Source organism: Planctobacterium sp. AWM4_229 (genome assembly GCF_056160305.1).
On record NZ_JBSWWX010000007.1, the window covers coordinates 320386 to 337205 of the forward strand.

16 protein-coding genes are annotated in these 16820 nt (G+C 46.5%); 2 read left to right on the forward strand and 14 right to left on the reverse strand.

Annotation, left to right across the window (positions count from 1 at the left end; translation table 11 throughout):
- Positions 1–3: 3 nt before the first annotated feature.
- The 11 genes from murC to mraZ are packed head-to-tail and all read right to left on the reverse strand — an operon-like array spanning position 4 to position 12493.
- The gene (murC, locus tag ACXAGP_RS17275; protein WP_475262803.1) at positions 4–1455 is read right to left on the reverse strand and encodes a UDP-N-acetylmuramate--L-alanine ligase; all 1452 of its coding nucleotides are present in this window, start codon (positions 1453–1455) and stop codon (positions 4–6) included.
- Positions 1452–2537 (reverse strand): undecaprenyldiphospho-muramoylpentapeptide beta-N-acetylglucosaminyltransferase, encoded by a 1086-nt coding sequence (gene murG, locus ACXAGP_RS17280; RefSeq protein ID WP_475262873.1) that lies wholly within the window; start codon positions 2535–2537, stop codon positions 1452–1454. Before murG ends, murC begins: the two co-directional genes overlap by 4 nt.
- A complete protein-coding gene (ftsW, locus tag ACXAGP_RS17285; protein WP_475262804.1) occupies positions 2530–3777 on the reverse strand; it encodes a cell division protein FtsW in 1248 nt (415 codons plus the stop codon). Before ftsW ends, murG begins: the two co-directional genes overlap by 8 nt.
- Positions 3777–5081, reverse strand: coding sequence for a UDP-N-acetylmuramoyl-L-alanine--D-glutamate ligase (gene murD / locus ACXAGP_RS17290; protein WP_475262805.1), 1305 nt, complete (start codon positions 5079–5081; stop codon positions 3777–3779). The genes ftsW and murD overlap by 1 nt, the downstream gene beginning before the upstream one ends.
- A gap of 6 nt (positions 5082–5087) precedes the next feature.
- Positions 5088–6170 (reverse strand): phospho-N-acetylmuramoyl-pentapeptide-transferase, encoded by a 1083-nt coding sequence (gene mraY, locus ACXAGP_RS17295; protein WP_475262806.1) that lies wholly within the window; start codon positions 6168–6170, stop codon positions 5088–5090.
- A complete protein-coding gene (locus ACXAGP_RS17300) occupies positions 6164–7564 on the reverse strand; it encodes a UDP-N-acetylmuramoyl-tripeptide--D-alanyl-D-alanine ligase (RefSeq protein ID WP_475262807.1) in 1401 nt (466 codons plus the stop codon). The genes mraY and ACXAGP_RS17300 overlap by 7 nt, the downstream gene beginning before the upstream one ends.
- On the reverse strand, positions 7561–9063 hold the full coding sequence (locus tag ACXAGP_RS17305; protein WP_475262808.1) for a UDP-N-acetylmuramoyl-L-alanyl-D-glutamate--2,6-diaminopimelate ligase: 1503 nt from the start codon (positions 9061–9063) through the stop codon (positions 7561–7563). The genes ACXAGP_RS17300 and ACXAGP_RS17305 overlap by 4 nt, the downstream gene beginning before the upstream one ends.
- The gene (locus ACXAGP_RS17310) at positions 9053–10795 is read right to left on the reverse strand and encodes a peptidoglycan D,D-transpeptidase FtsI family protein (RefSeq protein WP_475262809.1); all 1743 of its coding nucleotides are present in this window, start codon (positions 10793–10795) and stop codon (positions 9053–9055) included. Before ACXAGP_RS17310 ends, ACXAGP_RS17305 begins: the two co-directional genes overlap by 11 nt.
- Complete coding sequence (ftsL, locus tag ACXAGP_RS17315; protein ID WP_475262810.1) at positions 10792–11103, reverse strand: cell division protein FtsL; 312 nt, start codon at positions 11101–11103, stop codon at positions 10792–10794. The genes ACXAGP_RS17310 and ftsL overlap by 4 nt, the downstream gene beginning before the upstream one ends.
- Positions 11100–12035, reverse strand: coding sequence for a 16S rRNA (cytosine(1402)-N(4))-methyltransferase RsmH (rsmH, locus tag ACXAGP_RS17320; protein WP_475262811.1), 936 nt, complete (start codon positions 12033–12035; stop codon positions 11100–11102). The genes ftsL and rsmH overlap by 4 nt, the downstream gene beginning before the upstream one ends.
- Positions 12035–12493, reverse strand: coding sequence for a division/cell wall cluster transcriptional repressor MraZ (gene mraZ / locus ACXAGP_RS17325; protein WP_475262812.1), 459 nt, complete (start codon positions 12491–12493; stop codon positions 12035–12037). Before mraZ ends, rsmH begins: the two co-directional genes overlap by 1 nt.
- A 398-nt stretch (positions 12494–12891) precedes the next feature.
- On the opposite strand from mraZ, the gene glpK reads away from it, so the two are divergent.
- On the forward strand, positions 12892–14385 hold the full coding sequence (glpK, locus tag ACXAGP_RS17330; protein WP_475262813.1) for a glycerol kinase GlpK: 1494 nt from the start codon (positions 12892–12894) through the stop codon (positions 14383–14385).
- Between the two features lie 111 nt (positions 14386–14496).
- Positions 14497–15486 (forward strand): transglutaminase-like domain-containing protein, encoded by a 990-nt coding sequence (locus tag ACXAGP_RS17335; protein WP_475262814.1) that lies wholly within the window; start codon positions 14497–14499, stop codon positions 15484–15486.
- 173 nt (positions 15487–15659) lie between these two features.
- On the opposite strand, the gene ACXAGP_RS17340 is transcribed toward ACXAGP_RS17335, so the two are convergent.
- The 3 genes from ACXAGP_RS17340 to ACXAGP_RS17350 form a co-directional block, all read right to left on the reverse strand.
- Positions 15660–15971 carry an ArsR/SmtB family transcription factor gene (locus ACXAGP_RS17340; RefSeq protein WP_475262815.1) on the reverse strand — a complete coding sequence of 104 codons (312 nt, stop codon included), beginning with the start codon at positions 15969–15971 and terminating at the stop codon, positions 15660–15662.
- Between the two features lie 3 nt (positions 15972–15974).
- Complete coding sequence (locus tag ACXAGP_RS17345; protein ID WP_475262816.1) at positions 15975–16262, reverse strand: hypothetical protein; 288 nt, start codon at positions 16260–16262, stop codon at positions 15975–15977.
- A 147-nt stretch (positions 16263–16409) separates the two neighbouring features.
- Complete coding sequence (locus tag ACXAGP_RS17350; RefSeq protein ID WP_475262817.1) at positions 16410–16817, reverse strand: protein tyrosine phosphatase family protein; 408 nt, start codon at positions 16815–16817, stop codon at positions 16410–16412.
- Positions 16818–16820: the final 3 nt, after the last annotated feature.

A 16820-nucleotide genomic window follows, 5' to 3' on the forward strand; every position in this document is an offset into this window, starting at 1 on the left:
TTCTTATACCACCAACTCTAAAAGTTTTTCCGTATCCAACCGGGTTTGTTGTAGTTGCTTAGCCAAAACACCCACGTTGCCAGCGCCTTGGGTCATCAACACATCGCCGTTTTTTAAAACATTTGCTAACACCTTAGGGACTTCACTCAAGGCATCTATATGGATTGGATCAATGCCGCCACGATTGCGAATAGTACGACACAGTGAGCGACTGTCAGCCCCTTCAATCGGTTTTTCGCCTGCGGGATACACGTCTAGTAACAGGAGTAAATCCACCTGAGATAACACCCTGACGAAATCTTCGTACAAATCGCGTGTTCGGGTAAAACGGTGAGGTTGATAGACCATCACCAGCCGCTTATCTGGCCAATTATTGCGAGCGACTTCGATAGTTGCAGCAACTTCAGTTGGGTGATGGCCATAATCATCCACCAGGATAACCTCACCTTGCTGTGTTTGATAGTCGCCTAATATTTCAAAGCGGCGACCGATGCCTTGGAAATGCTGAAGTGCATTCTGAATCGCCCGATCGCTCACACCTTCAGCGGTAGCGACAGCAATGGCCGCAAGGGCGTTTTGGATATTGTGCTTACCCGCCAGATTTAGCTGTATTTGTAAGTCTGCGCCTTGTCTGCGTTTAACCACAAACTGGCACTGATTGAGTCCTAACTGTACGTCACACGCTCTAACATCCGCATCTTCATGAAAACCGTAGGTGGTATACTGGCGGCTTATTTTAGGCAACAGGCTACAAATCGTTTCGTCATCAATACACAGCACCGCTAAACCATAAAAAGGTAAGTTATGCAGGAATTCTATGTAGGTGTCCTGCATCCGGGCAAAGTCACCGCCATAGTTTTCCATGTGATCTGGTTCGATGTTGGTTACCACCGCAACCATTGGTTGTAGATGTAAAAACGACGCATCACTTTCATCAGCTTCAGCAATCAAATAACGACTGCTGCCCAATCGAGCATTACTTCCGGCACTATTTAACCGCCCGCCTATAACAAACGTTGGGTCCAGCTGGCCTTCAGCAAAGATAGTCGCCGTCAAGCTTGTGGTTGTGGTTTTACCATGAGTACCAGATATTGCGATGCCATGACGAAAGCGCATTAACTCCGCCAACATTTCAGCACGGCGAATAATGGGGATACGTCTGGCTAATGCCGCTTTAATTTCTGGATTTTGCGGATCGATGGCACTAGATACCACCACCACATCCACATCAGCGATGTTTGACTCTGCATGTCCTTGAAAAACATTCGCCCCTAAGCTCGTCAGGTGGCGCGTTAAATTACTGACATTTATATCAGAGCCTGATACTTCGTAGTTCTCATTGATCAACACTTCGGCAATGCCCGCCATACCGACGCCACCGATCCCAACAAAATGAATTCTTCGAATACGTCCCATAATCGGGTTGGCAAATGTCGCGATTGCTTGCTTATTCATGGTTTTGCACTCGCCTCCTGGACGCAAATATTAGCAACTTTTTCGGTTGCTTTTCGCTCACCACAAGCCCTGGCTTTTTGTGACATATCGATAATGCTTTCTCTCTTTGCAATCAATTTTTCTAGCACCTGTACTAAACCACCTTGCTCCAGTTGCCGTTGCGGCAACAGAAATGCCGCTTCATTTGCCACAAGATATTGGGCATTTTTGGTTTGATGATCATCGACAGCATGAGGTAAAGGAACGAAAATAGCGCACCGTCCTGCCAATGCCACTTCAGACACTGTCAAAGCACCGGCTCGGCAGATCACGATATCCGCCCACTCGTAAGCCTGCACCATCTCATCAATAAAATCACTGACCCGTAAGTTGCTTTCGCTAAACCCTACGGTCTGGTATGCACTCAACACATTGTCGCTGTTACCTTTGCCCGCTTGATGCCAAACGCTAAAATCCCTGGTCGCAAGTTGTGCTAATGCTGCAGGGACCTGTTGATTCAATACTCTTGCCCCAAGACTGCCACCACAAATTAGAATCTTCAGCTCAGTTTCGACTGACTTTTTCTCACTCACCGAAGCAAACTCAGCGCGAACGGGGTTACCCACCTGATACTTTTTAGCACCTGTTGTTTGCCAATGGGGTATATCAAATGCGGTTAACACCTTTCTGGCAAAACGAGCCAGTATTTTGTTGGTGAGTCCCGGCGTGGCATTTTGTTCGTGTAACACCAACGGAATGCCACACAACCAGGCCGCCGCGCCCCCCGGACCACTCGCATAACCACCCATACCGAGCACCAGGTGCGGCTTAAATTTACGCAGTATTTTGATAGATTGAAGTACCGCATTCAACACCATAAATGGCGCTTTGATGAGGCGTACAAATCCATTGCCGCGAACACCGGAGACATTGACAAAATTGATATTGAATCCGTGTTTGGGTACAAGTTGTGCTTCCATTCGATCAGCGGTTCCCAGCCATTCCACTTGCCACCCCAAAGCTTTTAAATGCTCGGCCACAGCCAATCCCGGAAATACATGTCCGCCAGTACCGCCAGCCATGACAAGAAGTCGCTTAGTCATCATTGAGGCGCTCCTGTCGGCTTTTAGTTCTGGCGACTTTTTTCGCCTTTTTTGTGGCTTTGACCTTGCTCATGGCCTGTAATTTGCCGGTTTTCAGTTCGAAATCAATACGCAACAGGATAGCGATAGCGACCGACATGATGATAAGGCTGGAGCCCCCCGCACTAACCAATGGCAAAGTTAACCCCTTGGTGGGCAATACGCCTGAGCTGGCGCCGACATTTACCGCTGTTTGAAAACTGATCCAGATTCCTATGGAATACGCCATAAACCCTTCGTAGGGTCGTTCCATTTGCAGTGCTTTGCTACCGAGTTTTAAAGACTTCACAACGATGAAAAGTAGCAGTCCAAGAATGAGCAGCACGCCCACCAGGCCCAATTCTTCTGCCACAATAGACATAATAAAATCTGTATGAGCCTCTGGTAAAAACTCGAGTTTTTGTAAACTATTTCCCAAGCCCTCACCTGAAAGATTACCCCGCCCCCAAGCCATTAAAGATTGAGTAAGCTGATATCCGGCTCCAAAGGGGTCTGCCCAAGGATCTAAGAAGGCTGTTACCCGGCGCATTCGATATTCTTCCACCAGGATTAACGAAGCAACCGCTGCAATACCTGTAAAGGCTAAACCAAAAAACTGCCACAGTTTAGCGCCAGCTAAAAACAGCAAACCCACCGTCGTGGCAAACATCACAATAACGGTTCCCAAATCCGGCTGAGCCAGCAACAGCAAGGCTAAAACGAAGAATACGATGAGAGGTTTAATAAATCCCTTCAGGTTCTCGGTGACTTCACCGTAACGACGTACCATGTACCCCGCTAAATAACAGAAGAAAAACAGTTTTGCCGGTTCTGCCGCCTGTATAGTTATGGGTCCGATAGCCAGCCAACGAGTACTACCATTAACTGTTCGCCCCACCAATAGCACCATAATAAGCAAACCTATGGCAAAAAATAACAAATAGGCATTGGTTTTTTGCCACCAACTCATGGGGATCATCAAAGCTACCAATGCCGCCATACTGGCAATAATGAGATAAATGGCATGTCTGATTGAAAAATGAAAAGGGTTATCAAACAACCGTTCTGCGACGGGCATTGAGGCCGAAGTTACCATGACAAAACCAATCGCCATCAGAATCAGTGCCGCCATTAGCAGCCCGAGGTCATAAGGACGTTCCGGAGTGCCGCGATCATGACGCCATGCAAATAAATCGGGTAAATAGCTGGAGGACACCTGCATCAGAGAAGCTCCTCCACCGCATCAACAAACACCTGGCCACGATGCTGATAATTATCAAACATATCTAAACTTGCACACGCCGGAGACAACAACACCATGTCACCACATTCGCCTCCGTTCGCAGCCACTTTGACAGCTTCTTGCAAAGTCTGCACCTTGATGCTGTCCTCTTTCATTTCTGCCAAAAGGTGTCCATCTTTGCCTAAGGTAATCAATCGATTTACGTCGCGTTCAATTCGGCTTGCCAGTGGACTTAAATCCGCTTGTTTAGCATCACCACCAGCGATTAAACAAAGTTTGCCATTCACCAAAGGACGCAGCCCTTCAATCGCGGCGATAGTCGCTCCGACATTGGTAGCTTTAGAATCGTTGACCCAGCTAATCCCCTGCTTATTAGCAATTAACTGACAGCGATGGGCTAATCCTTCAAAACCGCAAACGGCTCTCTTGATAACACCTGACGCGACACCCAATTGACTGGCAATAATACAAGCAGCCTGAATATTAAGTAGATTGTGAATGCCCGTAACCTTAAGCTCATTGGCATAAATGAACGGCTCACCATCTAAGGTAATGGCTGCTGGCGAAAACTCTAACCCAAAGCCAACTTCTTCATTTTTTCTATTGATATAGGCGTTGGCGTTGCCATTCACAGGCCAGGTATTCTTATCCTCGCTATTCGCCAGTTTAAATTCAGCATTGTCAAAGATTGACTGCTTAGCAGCGCAATAGCTTTGAAAGTCTGGGTAGCGGTCCATGTGATCTTCACAGACATTGAGTACCGCAGCGGCTCTTAAGGGTAAATTTCTTGCAGTCTCTAATTGAAAGCTGGATAACTCCAACACAGCTATTGCAATGTCTTTGTCCATTATATCCAGTGCCGGAACACCTATATTGCCACCCACAGCAACCGTCATTTCAGCTTCGAGGAATATCGCCTGCAGCAAACTGACTACCGTTGACTTGCCATTTGAGCCGGTTACACCAATGATTTCACCAGAAAAGTTGGCGGCAAAAAGTGCGATATCACTACTAATCTCGACACCGCATTCAACAGCGCGCTTGATGGCTGGTGAGAGCAGTGAAATCCCCGGGCTTAATAAGATGACATCAAAATCAATGAACTGATTTTCCTGGAAGGCACCAAATTGGCAGCGAATATCGAAGTCAGCCTCACTCAAATTGCGGCTATCAAAGCCCACTGCATCTATATCGTGTCGCGCCAGAAAACGCGCGCAAGATTGACCCGTGAGGCCCATTCCCACTATCGCGATTTTTTTGTTTTTCAGTTGCGACACTAACATTTGATTCTACCTGAGTTTCAATGTAGCTAAGCCGATAAGCACCAGGATCAGCGAAATGATCCAAAAGCGCACAATCACACGCGGCTCTGGCCAGCCCTTTAGCTCGTAATGATGATGCAGCGGAGCCATTCTGAAGATGCGTTGACCACGCAATTTGTAAGAGCCCACCTGCAATATCACCGACAGAGTTTCCATCACAAAAACACCGCCCATGATCACCAATACCAATTCCTGGCGCACTAACACGGCTAAAATACCTAAAGCACCGCCGAGCGCCAGCGAGCCAACATCGCCCATAAACACCATTGCGGGATAAGTGTTAAACCACAAAAAGCCTAAACCAGCGCCCACAATTGCAGTACACACCACCACTAACTCGCTGGTGAGAGGAATATAAGGGAGCTGTAAATATTCAGAAAAGTTAACGTTACCGGTAACATAGGCAAATATAGCCAATGCACCCGCCACCAGAATGGTGGGAACAATCGCGAGACCATCCAGGCCATCAGTTAAATTAACGGCATTGCTGGTGCCCACGATGACAAAGTAGGCCATCACAACGAAAAACAAGCCCAGCTGCGGCATCACTTCTTTGAAAAAGGGAACCAGCAAGGCGGTTTCAGCTGGGCTTTGACTATTGGCATACAAATAAAACGCCACCACAATGGCAATGACTGATTGCCAGAAATATTTCCATTTAGCAATTAAGCCTTTGGGATCTTTACGCACCACTTTGCGATAATCATCAACAAAGCCAATAATGCCGTAACCCACTATGATTGCCAGCGTCACCCAGACATAGCGATTGCTCAAGTCTGCCCATAACAAAACGCTGATGGTAATGGCAGCCAAAATAAGCAAGCCCCCCATAGTGGGCGTTCCCGACTTGCTCAAATGTGATTGTGGACCATCACTTCTGACGGTTTGCCCGATTTGCAAATGCTGCAACCAGCGGATCACTCTGGGTCCCAACAACACGGCAATGAGCAGTGCTGTCAAGGTACTTAATATTGCGCGCATGGTTAAGTATGAAAATACATTAAACCCGGCATCAAATTGCTGCAGCCATTCGGCCAACCAAATTAACATGCTATTCGCTCCCTTGAGCGGTCAAACTTTCCCACCGGAGATTCCTCCAGGGCTTTTACAACATTTTCCATACGGGCACTTCTTGAGCCTTTAACCAAAATCGAAATATCTTGTTGCTCATTGGCAAGGGCGTCAGTAATCGAGGCAATCAATGAGTCGACATCCGAGAAATGATGACCATTGTTAGCAAACACGTCACTGGCACTTTGGCTCAACACTCCCAGTGAGTAAAAATCATTTACCCCATTCTGAAGGGCATATTCACCGACTTTTTCGTGATAAAAGCGCGCCTTTTCCCCCAACTCCCCCATATCACCTAAAATCACGATACGGCGTCCAGAAAAGCTACTCAATACGTCTATCGCAGCGTTCACTGAGGCGACATTGGCATTATAGGTATCATCCAGAACACGAACCTGGCGACTGAGTTGCTTGATATTCAAACGGCCCGAAACCTGCTGTAACTGCTGCAGACCATTTTTTACTTGTTCCAGATTTGCACCGACTTCCATCGCCAGAGCCGCTGCTACCAGCGCATTATTAACATTGTGCATACCCGGCAGAGTTAGCCAAACACTGGTCTTACCCTGCGGTGTACACAAATAAAATTGGGCACAGCCATCCAGGCCGAGGATAATGTCTTCGGGATAAAAATCTGCATCGCTGGAATCCATCGAGAAGGTCGCTGTGCGTTCACCACTGAACTTTCCTGCCCAGTATTCGTAAAATTGACTGTCTTTATTTAAAATCGCCAATCCTTCGTGCAGTAAGCCATTAAAAATTTCACTTTTTGCCCTAGCAACACCAAACAGTGAACCAAAACCTTCCAGGTGAGCAGCGGAAGCATTCACAATAGTGGAAACATCGGGTTTCGCAAGGGAGCAGGTATAATCAATCTCACCAAGGTGATTAGCCCCCATTTCGACGACCGCATATTCGTGTTGCCGCTCTAATCTTAATAGAGTCAGTGGCACACCAATTTCGTTGTTAAAGTTACCTTTAGTGGCCAAAACATTACCCTTTAAGGAAAGAATAGAAGCCACCATTTCCTTGACTGTGGTTTTACCCGAACTACCTGTAATGCCAACGGTTTTGGGTGCCACTTCATCGCGAACCGCTGCGCCAAGCGAGCCCAATGCTAAACGCGTATCTTCCACCGTGATAACCGGCAATGGCGTATCAACAGGTTTGCTTACCATTACAGCGGCAGCACCTGCATCTACTGCTTGAGCGATAAAATCATGGGCATCAAAATTAGGCCCCATCAAGGCTATAAACAAACTCCCGGACTCGATGCTACGGGTATCCGTACTCACCTGATTCACCTGGATATCCTGACCATTCAATGTCCCCTGAACTTTTTCTGCAATCCAGGACAAAGATACTTCAATCATGATGCCACCTTGTAAAGTGATTTAATAAACTGTCTTTCGTCGTAACCGGTTATCGTATCGCCAATGATTTGCGAGGTTTCATGGCCTTTTCCAGCCAGTACGATTAGATCTCCCGCTTCACCTTTATTTACCGCCCAGCGAATGGCTTCTTCACGGTCTGTCTCTATGTATACCTTTTCTTGCTGAGCAATGCCTTGCAAGATATCAGCGATGATGTCTTGGGCATTTTCATTGCGCACATTATCATTGGTAAGCACAACCCAATCTGAATCCTTGCTGGCAATACGCCCCATTTCTGGCCTTTTTCCTTGATCTCTGTCGCCACCACAACCAAACACACAAATGAGCTTGCCGTGACAATGAGCGCGCATGGAACGCAAAATCTTGTGTAATGCATCTGGCGTATGAGCGTAATCTACAACAATGTCGGGTTTTCCGGGGGCTCTGAAAAACTCAGCGCGCCCCGCAACAGGCGCAAGTTGTTTTGCGGCTTTAACAACTTCATTAAAATTACGCCCCAATGCAATTTGAGCGGCGATAGCGCTAAGTACATTTAGCACGTTAAATTCACCGTACATTGGCAAGCTAATTTGAGCTTCACCCCAACTTGAATGTAGCCTGAAGTTGATGCCTGAGGCATTAAGCTTTATTTCATCAGCAAAACAAAATGGATGCGGGCAACTGCTTAGTTCAGATAGGCCCACCAATATTACTTTCAGATGTTTGGGCTTAAAGCGTAACCAGTTACTGTGCTCGGCATCACTTTGATTGAGAACAATGGTTTCCAAACCCGGTTGATTCATCAACCTGCGTTTCGCCTCCGCGTAAGCTTCCATCGTGCCATGGTAATCCAAATGATCACGCGATAAGTTAGTAAATACCGCGACGCGAGTTTGTACTGCACTTATGCGCCCTTGCACCAGTGCGTGACTGGAGGCTTCAAACATCAAATCCGATGCTTTTGCGTTAACTGCCTGAAAGGCCAATCGCTGAATGCTCACCGGATCAGGTGTGGTATTTTTGGCTGTCTGTAAGTTATCAACAGTTCCATAGCCTAATGTCCCTGCGAACCAAGCGGTTTGCTTCATCAAGTCACTCAGTTGACATAAAAAATGGGTTGTTGAAGTTTTTCCATTGGTTCCGGTGACAGCAACCGTATTCAAAGCGTGAGTGGGGTGCTTAAAAAACACATCAGCGAGTGCAGAAATCTGCTCATTTAAGCGATAAAACTGAATAATAAGAGAATGCTCACGCATAGACATTTGACCATGCTCAGTTTCCACATCCGTTTCAGCGAGGATCACTTTGGCCCCCAAGCTTACTGCTTGTGGAATGAAATCTCTACCGTCCAGGTTATGACCCGCGACAGCAAGGAAACCTTTGTGAATTGCCACTTCGCGACTATCCAATACCAGATCGTCTAGCTCTAATTCGGGAGCATCAATAGCAAAAGGCTGCAACATTTGTTTGAGATTGCACACAGTCATATCAGGAGTCATTGCGCTTCCCCCTGATTGCCGCTAAAGAGGAAACAGATTTATCATCCGGCGGGACGTTAAGCATTTGCAGTGCACCCGACATCACGCGCGAAAACACGGGCGCCGCTGTATCGCCCGAGTGATATAAGTCTCCGCCGGGTTCATTGATTAAAATCACCACGGCCACTTGCGGATCCGAAACTGGCGCAAGCCCGGCAAAGATATTTACATATTCTTCACCATAACCACCTGGTACCGCTTTCCGGCTGGTGCCGGTTTTGCCTGCCACGCGATAACCCGGAACCTGCGCTTTTTTACCCGTTCCGGTGTCTGATACCACTTGCTCCATCATTTCAATAACTGCATTGGCAGTTTGGCTGGACAACGCTCGTTCGCCCTCAGGAACCTGTTGTGATTTGATGATACTCAACGGACGGCGAATACCACCATTAGCTAATGTGGCATACATTCTGGCCAACTGCAGTGTGGTCACAGCGATACCATATCCAAACGACAAACTGGCAACCTCATGGTCTGACCAGCGCGAACGCTCGTGAAATATGCCACCACTTTCACCTAACAGGTTACTGCCAGTGTCACCAATCAATCCCACTTCATAATAAGTATCCAAAAACTGCCTACGAGGGATTGAAAATGCCAGTTTCGATGTCCCCATATTGCTGGATTTTTTAACAATTTCGGTTAAATCAAGTACACCGTAGTTGCGAGGATCCCTTACGTAGGCTCCACCGATACGCATCCAACCGGGTGAGGTATCAATCTGCGTGTCCAACTCAACACTGCCAAATTCCAAAGCACTGACTACAGCGAGTGGTTTTACCGAAGAACCCGGCTCAAATGTATCGGTTACCGCGCGATTGCGAATACGGTGGGCTGGCACACCTTGGCGATTATTGGGATTAAAAGAAGGACTATTGACCAGTGCCAGTATCTCTCCAGTGTGAACGTCTGCAACAACGGCGGAACCGGAGGTGGCCTCTAACAGGCTAACTGCGCGCTTTACTTCTTTATAAGCCAACGCCTGAATACGCTGGTCAATAGTTAACTGGATGTTCTGGGGTTTTTTCCCTGACTCCTCAGAATGTAATTCGACAGAACGGCCTTTGGCATCAATACTGACTTCACGACGATCGGGCGTGCCGCTCAACACTTCATTATAGATCCGCTCTATTCCTTCCAGACCTTTATCGTCGACATCCGTAAAACCAATCAGATGTGCAGAAACTTCGCCAGCGGGATAAAAACGGCGCGACTCATCACGTAAGTAAACCCCGGGAATTTTCAATTCAGCAACATAGTCAGCCATGGCAGGTGATACTTGACGCTGAATGTAAACGAAGCGTTTTTCCGGATTTTTAACGCGATTCAAAATTTTATCTACATCCTGGCCAATCACATCAGCCAAGGCTTCCCAACGCTTTTGACTGCGCAAACCATCGTTTTCGTGGATGGTTTTGGGATCGGCCCAAATAGCCCGAACCGGAACACTTACCGCCAGTTCTTCGCCATTGCGATCCAGGATTAAACCTCTGTGAACCCGGGTTTGACGAACACGCTCGGTGCGACTATCGCCTTTTTTAACCAACATATCGGGATCGATTACCTGAATGTAAGCCGCTCTCACAGCAAGACCAACGAACACCAAACAGACGAGGGTCAAAACAGTGATAAAGCGCCACTGTACTGTAGTGGGTTTAGCTACCTTTTTGTTTCTCTTTGCGGATCCGGTCATTTCACCCTCACTACCACTTCTTCTTCCGGACCGGGACGATACATGTCTAACTGATCCATCACCAAAGATTCAATGCGGTTGTGCTCGGTTAATGCGCCTTGTTCTAAAATCAAGTTGCGCCATTCGACATCCAGGCGATCACGCTCTTGCAATGCTTTCTCTTTTTCAATTAACAACTGACGATTGTTATGGGCACTCAAGATTACGGCTAGCGCACTAATTAGTACAGCCGTAAACAACAACACTCGCAACAAGTTACGAGTGATGTCGGTGAGAATAATTGTGACCAGATTGAAGTTGTTCGTCATAACTTCTCCGCCACTCTTAGCACCGAGCTCCGGGCTCGGACGTTGCGCTTTATTTCGCTTTCGTCAGGTTTTAACGCTTTGCCAATGAGACGCAATTTTTTACTGGCGTTTATTTCTTCTTCCCTGATTGGCAATCCCGCAGGTACTTGCATACCGCGACTCAAGTCCCGCATAAAACGCTTAACGTAGCGGTCTTCGAGAGAATGAAAACTAATTACGGCAAGCCGTCCATCTGTTGCCAGAACGTTTAAAGCTGCCGCCAAACCGCGCTCAATTTCTCCCAGTTCATCATTGATAAAGATACGTATCCCTTGAAATGCCCGGGTGGCTGGATGCTTGAATTTGTCTTTTACGGGTACCGCCTCGTCAATCAATTTTGCCAGTTGCAAAGTGGAGCTTAGCGGCGTTGTTTTGCGCGTGTTAACAATGGCGTGGGCGATTCGTTTGCCAAATTTTTCCTCACCAAACTCCTTGATGACCGCGGCGATATCCGCTTCATCTGCGCTATTCAACCACTCGCTGGCACTGACACCTTTGCTGGTATCCATGCGCATATCCAGAGGACCGTCCTTCATGAAGCTGAAGCCTCGACCAGCGTCATCCAGCTGTGGTGAAGATACCCCAAGATCCATTAGCACCCCATCGATCTTGCCTGATAAGCCCATGTCTGCCAATGCGATATCCATCTCTGAAAATGCGGAATGCACAATCTGAAAACGTTTGTCATCAGCAAACGCTTTGGACGCTTCAATAGCACTGGGATCCCGGTCAAAAGCAATAAGTCGCCCTTGTTCCCCAAGGTTTTCAAGAATGAGTCTGGAGTGACCACCTCGACCAAACGTCGCATCTACATAGATTCCATCAGGTTTAATGGCCAATGCAGAAATAGATTCATGCAACAGCACAGATGTGTGGGTAAAAGTGCTGGCCATTAGAGTGAGAAGTCCTGTAAACGTTCGGTAAGATCGAAGCCCGCGTCTTGCTCAGTGGCAATATCGGTTTGGATTTGTTGTTCCCAAGTTTGGGTATTCCAGATTTCGAACTTGTTGAGTTGCCCCACCAACATGATTTCTTTGGAGAGGTCGGCGTGTTGACGAAGAGGAGCAGAGAGCAAAAAACGCCCGTTTTTATCCATTTCGCCCTCATTGGCATAACCGAGCAACAGCCGCTGCAAGCGACGTTCATGAGGATTCATGCTGGATAGACGGCTGAGTTTCAACTCGATTTCTTCCCATTCGGAAAGTGGGTAAAGCAGCAAGCAGGGTTGTTGAGTGTCTATTGTACAAACCAATTGTCCCTGACAATCATCCAGAAGCGACTGACGATACCTTGTTGGTATCGTCACCCGGCCTTTAGTGTCCAGATTGATTGCGTTAGCGCCGCGGAACATTCCCCTAGCCCAAATGTTTTTATTGTTTTTAGAAAAGGCACGGTAGACACCAAAAAATCCACTTTATGCCACTTTTACCCACAATTGACAGTTTAGGAACCACACTATGCCCCTGTCAAGTTAATTTCGGCTTATTTTCCCCACTTAATCTGGGTGGTAAATTGTGGATCTACTGAAGTAATTGAAATTACGGTGTTTTTCTCCTTTGATTATTTTTCCATCGTTTGTAACAGCAAGATCTCGGAAATGGCGCTATCTTTGAAAGATGTATGAAAGATTGAGTGGTTACAGAAAATAAAGTAACCTAGTCTTATATCAGACATAAGATCATGAATTGCGCAAAGGTGGAATATCATTACCTGCAGCAACACCAGACAACAAGGCGAGTGAGATCAACAATGAGTTTTGAGAATTGCATATTGGCTATAGACCAGGGAACTACGTCAACTCGTGCCATTATTTTCAGCGAAACCGGAAAAATCATCTGTAGTGCCCAGCAAGAGTTTGCTCAGCATTACCCCGACGACGGATGGGTAGAACACGACCCGGAAGAAATATGGTCTGGTACACTGAAAGTATGCCGGGATGCCTTAAGCGAGGCTAAAACTATTGGCGCCCAGGTGGTCACTATTGGCATTACTAACCAAAGAGAAACCACACTGATATGGGATAAGAAAACCGGTAAACCTATCTACAATGCCATTGTCTGGCAAGACCGACGTACCGCCGCTTTTTGCGATAAGTTACGTACCGATGAAACCCTCAATTTAGTGCAATCAAAATCAGGTTTGTTACTCGATCCTTATTTTTCTGCCACAAAAGTTGCCTGGATACTGGATAACGTAGAAGGTGCAAGACAACGCGCTGAAGCGGGGGAACTAGCCTTTGGTACTGTAGATAGTTTTCTAATCTGGCGACTCACTGGTGGTAAAGAACACCTGACAGACGTTACTAATGCCAGCCGCACCAACCTTTTCAACATTAATTCATTGAGCTGGGATGACGAATTACTGACATTATTTCAGGTACCGGATACGATTTTGCCGCAGGTAAAAGAGTGTGCTGATGATTTTGGTACGACAGATCCTGATTTGTTTGGTGAAGCAATTCCAATTAATGGTGTGGCGGGTGATCAGCAAGCAGCAACGGTAGGACAATGCTGTTTTAACGAGGGCTCTATTAAAAGTACTTACGGCACCGGGTGCTTTGTTCTATTGAACACAGGTGAAAAGGTACTCACCTCCAGAAACAACCTGTTATCTACCATTGCCTATCAAATTAATGGCAAGGTGAGCTATGCCCTGGAAGGCTCCATTTTTATCGCCGGAGCAGCAGTGCAATGGCTGAGAGACGGTATCGGTGTTATTGAGGATGCCAGAGATACTGAAACTATGGCGCAACAATTAAACTACGAGCACGGAGTCTACATGGTACCTGCATTTGCAGGACTAGGCGCACCATACTGGGATCCACTTGCACGCGCCTCTATCTTTGGCATGACCAGAGCAACATCTCCTGATCACTTTGCCAGAGCCGCGCTGGAATCCGTGGCTTATCAGACATTTGATTTGCTGGAGGCCATGTCACAAGACGGCGTTACAGCCACGTCTATCAATGTTGATGGTGGCATGGTAGCCAACAACTGGGTATGTCAGTTCATCAGTGATGTGCTGAACATTGAAGTAGCCCGTCCAGAAATTATGGAAACCACGGCGTTAGGGGCAGCATACCTGGCAGGATTGAAAGCCGGTATTTACGCATCAATGGAAGATTTGGCACAAAAGCATGCCATTGAACGTAAATTCAATCCAGAACTGCCAGAAGTCACTCGTAACAAACTGCTCTCTGGCTGGAAGGCAGCGATTCAGAGTACTTTACACTTTCTATACTGAGATACCTGAACAAGCTGCAGTCGCTTCATAATTTTTCACATTCTGCAGCTTTAGTTACGCACCGTGGAACCGATATACTATAATGAATATAGGTTCCACGAGGCGAATCAATTGCCCAAAGGTATAGCAGGTACTTACAAACGAAGTCTATCAGGCAGCGTTATAGCGCTGTTGATGCTTATTTGTGTGCCGAGTCAGGCCGCTCAAACCTATTTCCACAAAGAAGATAGTAACAACAGCATAGAGCTGCGCTATCGCTGGCAAGATTATTTTGGCACCCATCGCTCCCTTGCATTCAAGCTCAATAAAAGCGATATCGCCACGCAAAATAAACAAAACAAGGTGTTTCGCCCTGAAATAGCTCAGCGCTATGTATTTATGGAACTACAACGAAAGGCGCAAACCATCAACCCCAAAGAAGCGCGAGTACGCTTTATTCCCCGCGGGGATGAATTGCAAATTAAGGTAAAAAGCCGATCCCAACAAATGATTGATAAGTGGATGGGAGAACTAACCCTGGAAAGAGAGGCTGCATTCGATCGCTATCTGGAAATGAACTACTACAGTCGTTATGAGAGCCCTTATGGCCAGGTAGGCGTAAAACCCGATCACATTCGTTTTATAAACGAAGCGGTAACCGCCCTGTTACCTGCATCCCAAGCACTTTATGAACTCATGGATGATGACAGCACCTCTAGAGCCTACGTAAACATGATCTTAAGTTGGGTGCAGAGTATCCCCTACAATGCCTTAGAAGACAGAGTAACTTCCAATGGGGCTGGATATATACCGCCTTCAGAAGTACTGCTTACCAATAAGGGGGATTGTGATAGCAAGGCCGCGTTGACGGCGGCCCTATTGCGCTCGCTATTGCCCAATCTTCACATGACCCTGGTATACTTGCCTGAGCACGCGCTGTTGGGGGCAAACTTACCTCATTTTGATGGCGAGGAAAAAGTCTCGAGCGGTGGCATTGATTATCTGTTGCTGGACCCGACTGGCCCATCGCTAATGAAAGTGGGAGAAGTATCGGACGAAACGGCGAGATACATCAACAATGACATGTTCCGACTGGAAAAACTGCCGGGCAAGATAAACTGAAGCAAGATAAACGGTGGCCAGTTAAACTCACTCCAGATAAAAGTACTAAGATATATATATCCTTTACAGTACAGCGCTTAATAATCATGTGCTCTTCTCATTAAATGGGACACATCTGACTTGGCTAATTGCCCAAAATAGCGGGAGACTTTTCTGAAAAACACTAACACCTTCTACACACTGGTACGTTTGTTGTAGATGCAAAGCACCAAATTCAAAAGCGTTCGGTTTTCATCAGTATCATTGAATCGATACATTCTTTTCTGAGCAATTCTTTCAACAAGTACAAGGTTGCTTTCGAGCAGTATTTTTAAATGCTGGGAGACGACCGACTGAGGTATCGCAAGCGCGTCAACCAGTTGGTTCACCGATTGCTTTTGCTTAGACAAGATGTGCAAGATGACCAGTCTATGCTCATTTGCCATACCCCTGAGTAGAGGTGCAGCAAAATCAGCGAATTTATCTAAATCCAAGCCTTTAAACACTGTCTACTCGATCCTGTATGCCCTGTGGCAACTATTACATGAGTTCATGATAGTGATAACTGTCTCTTGAATCGCTTTCTGGTCATTAGACTCAACCGTCAGTTTTCGCCATTGTTGATTCATTCCTCGACTCATCAGACGAAATGCATCTGGCATAGAACCTCTTAAGTCATCAGGATGATTTTCAGCAGTGTAATCCATTAGTGCTTGGACGAGTTCATCGACTTCATGTGGTTGCTCATTGACTAACTCTGTCTGAATAGCGGTAAGTGTTTCCAGCATTCGTCGCATCCTCTCCAGAACAAAGTGCTTATGTTCCGCTTTTAACGAAATAAGTATTCGATTATCCGCTGCTCCACTCGATTGCTCTCCCTGTGCCATCAACGTCAACGAAACCGTTAATGCTAGTAGTATTATAAATCGCATTAAAAACTCCTGCTAAAATTGACCTTTTACGATTTCAAGACAGTAACCTTGTGCTTTTGCTTTTTGCTGTAACGCTTCAAAGGGTTGCTGTTCCTTCTGTGTTAATGCCCATAGGTGAGCAGCTCTGGCACCGGTTCGACAAAACCCATGGACTTTACCTTTGGCTTTACACAGCGCTTCTGATACGGCTTTTACATCTAGCTCAGAGTACTGCCCAGGTTTTACTGGCACATGCACATAATCAATACCGTGTTGCGAACATAGTGCCTGAAGCTCTGCATCTGTTTTTTGATTTTCCGTCTCATTGTCAGGTCTTGCATTAATCAAGAGTGTGATGTCTAGTTCGTTTAGTGTTTCAAAGTCTTGTTCACTTAGCTCACCTGAAACAGAATATTGATCAGTAATCATTGCAAACGCCATAAA

Coding starts and splice junctions, on each gene's coding strand:
- ftsW (WP_475262804.1), bottom strand. CDS start 3,777: ATGCAGGTGTCCTCCAGCTATTTACCCGATTTATTTGCATGGCGTCAT.
- mraZ (WP_475262812.1), bottom strand. CDS start 12,493: ATGTTCCGCGGCGCTAACGCAATCAATCTGGACACTAAAGGCCGGGTG.
- ACXAGP_RS17310 (WP_475262809.1), bottom strand. CDS start 10,795: ATGACCGGATCCGCAAAGAGAAACAAAAAGGTAGCTAAACCCACTACA.
- ACXAGP_RS17350 (WP_475262817.1), bottom strand. CDS start 16,817: ATGGCGTTTGCAATGATTACTGATCAATATTCTGTTTCAGGTGAGCTA.
- glpK (WP_475262813.1), top strand. CDS start 12,892: ATGAGTTTTGAGAATTGCATATTGGCTATAGACCAGGGAACTACGTCA.
- ftsL (WP_475262810.1), bottom strand. CDS start 11,103: ATGACGAACAACTTCAATCTGGTCACAATTATTCTCACCGACATCACT.
- murG (WP_475262873.1), bottom strand. CDS start 2,537: ATGACTAAGCGACTTCTTGTCATGGCTGGCGGTACTGGCGGACATGTA.
- mraY (WP_475262806.1), bottom strand. CDS start 6,170: ATGTTAATTTGGTTGGCCGAATGGCTGCAGCAATTTGATGCCGGGTTT.
- ACXAGP_RS17305 (WP_475262808.1), bottom strand. CDS start 9,063: ATGACTCCTGATATGACTGTGTGCAATCTCAAACAAATGTTGCAGCCT.
- murC (WP_475262803.1), bottom strand. CDS start 1,455: ATGAATAAGCAAGCAATCGCGACATTTGCCAACCCGATTATGGGACGT.
- ACXAGP_RS17300 (WP_475262807.1), bottom strand. CDS start 7,564: ATGATTGAAGTATCTTTGTCCTGGATTGCAGAAAAAGTTCAGGGGACA.
- ACXAGP_RS17345 (WP_475262816.1), bottom strand. CDS start 16,262: ATGCGACGAATGCTGGAAACACTTACCGCTATTCAGACAGAGTTAGTC.
- murD (WP_475262805.1), bottom strand. CDS start 5,081: ATGTTAGTGTCGCAACTGAAAAACAAAAAAATCGCGATAGTGGGAATG.
- rsmH (WP_475262811.1), bottom strand. CDS start 12,035: ATGGCCAGCACTTTTACCCACACATCTGTGCTGTTGCATGAATCTATT.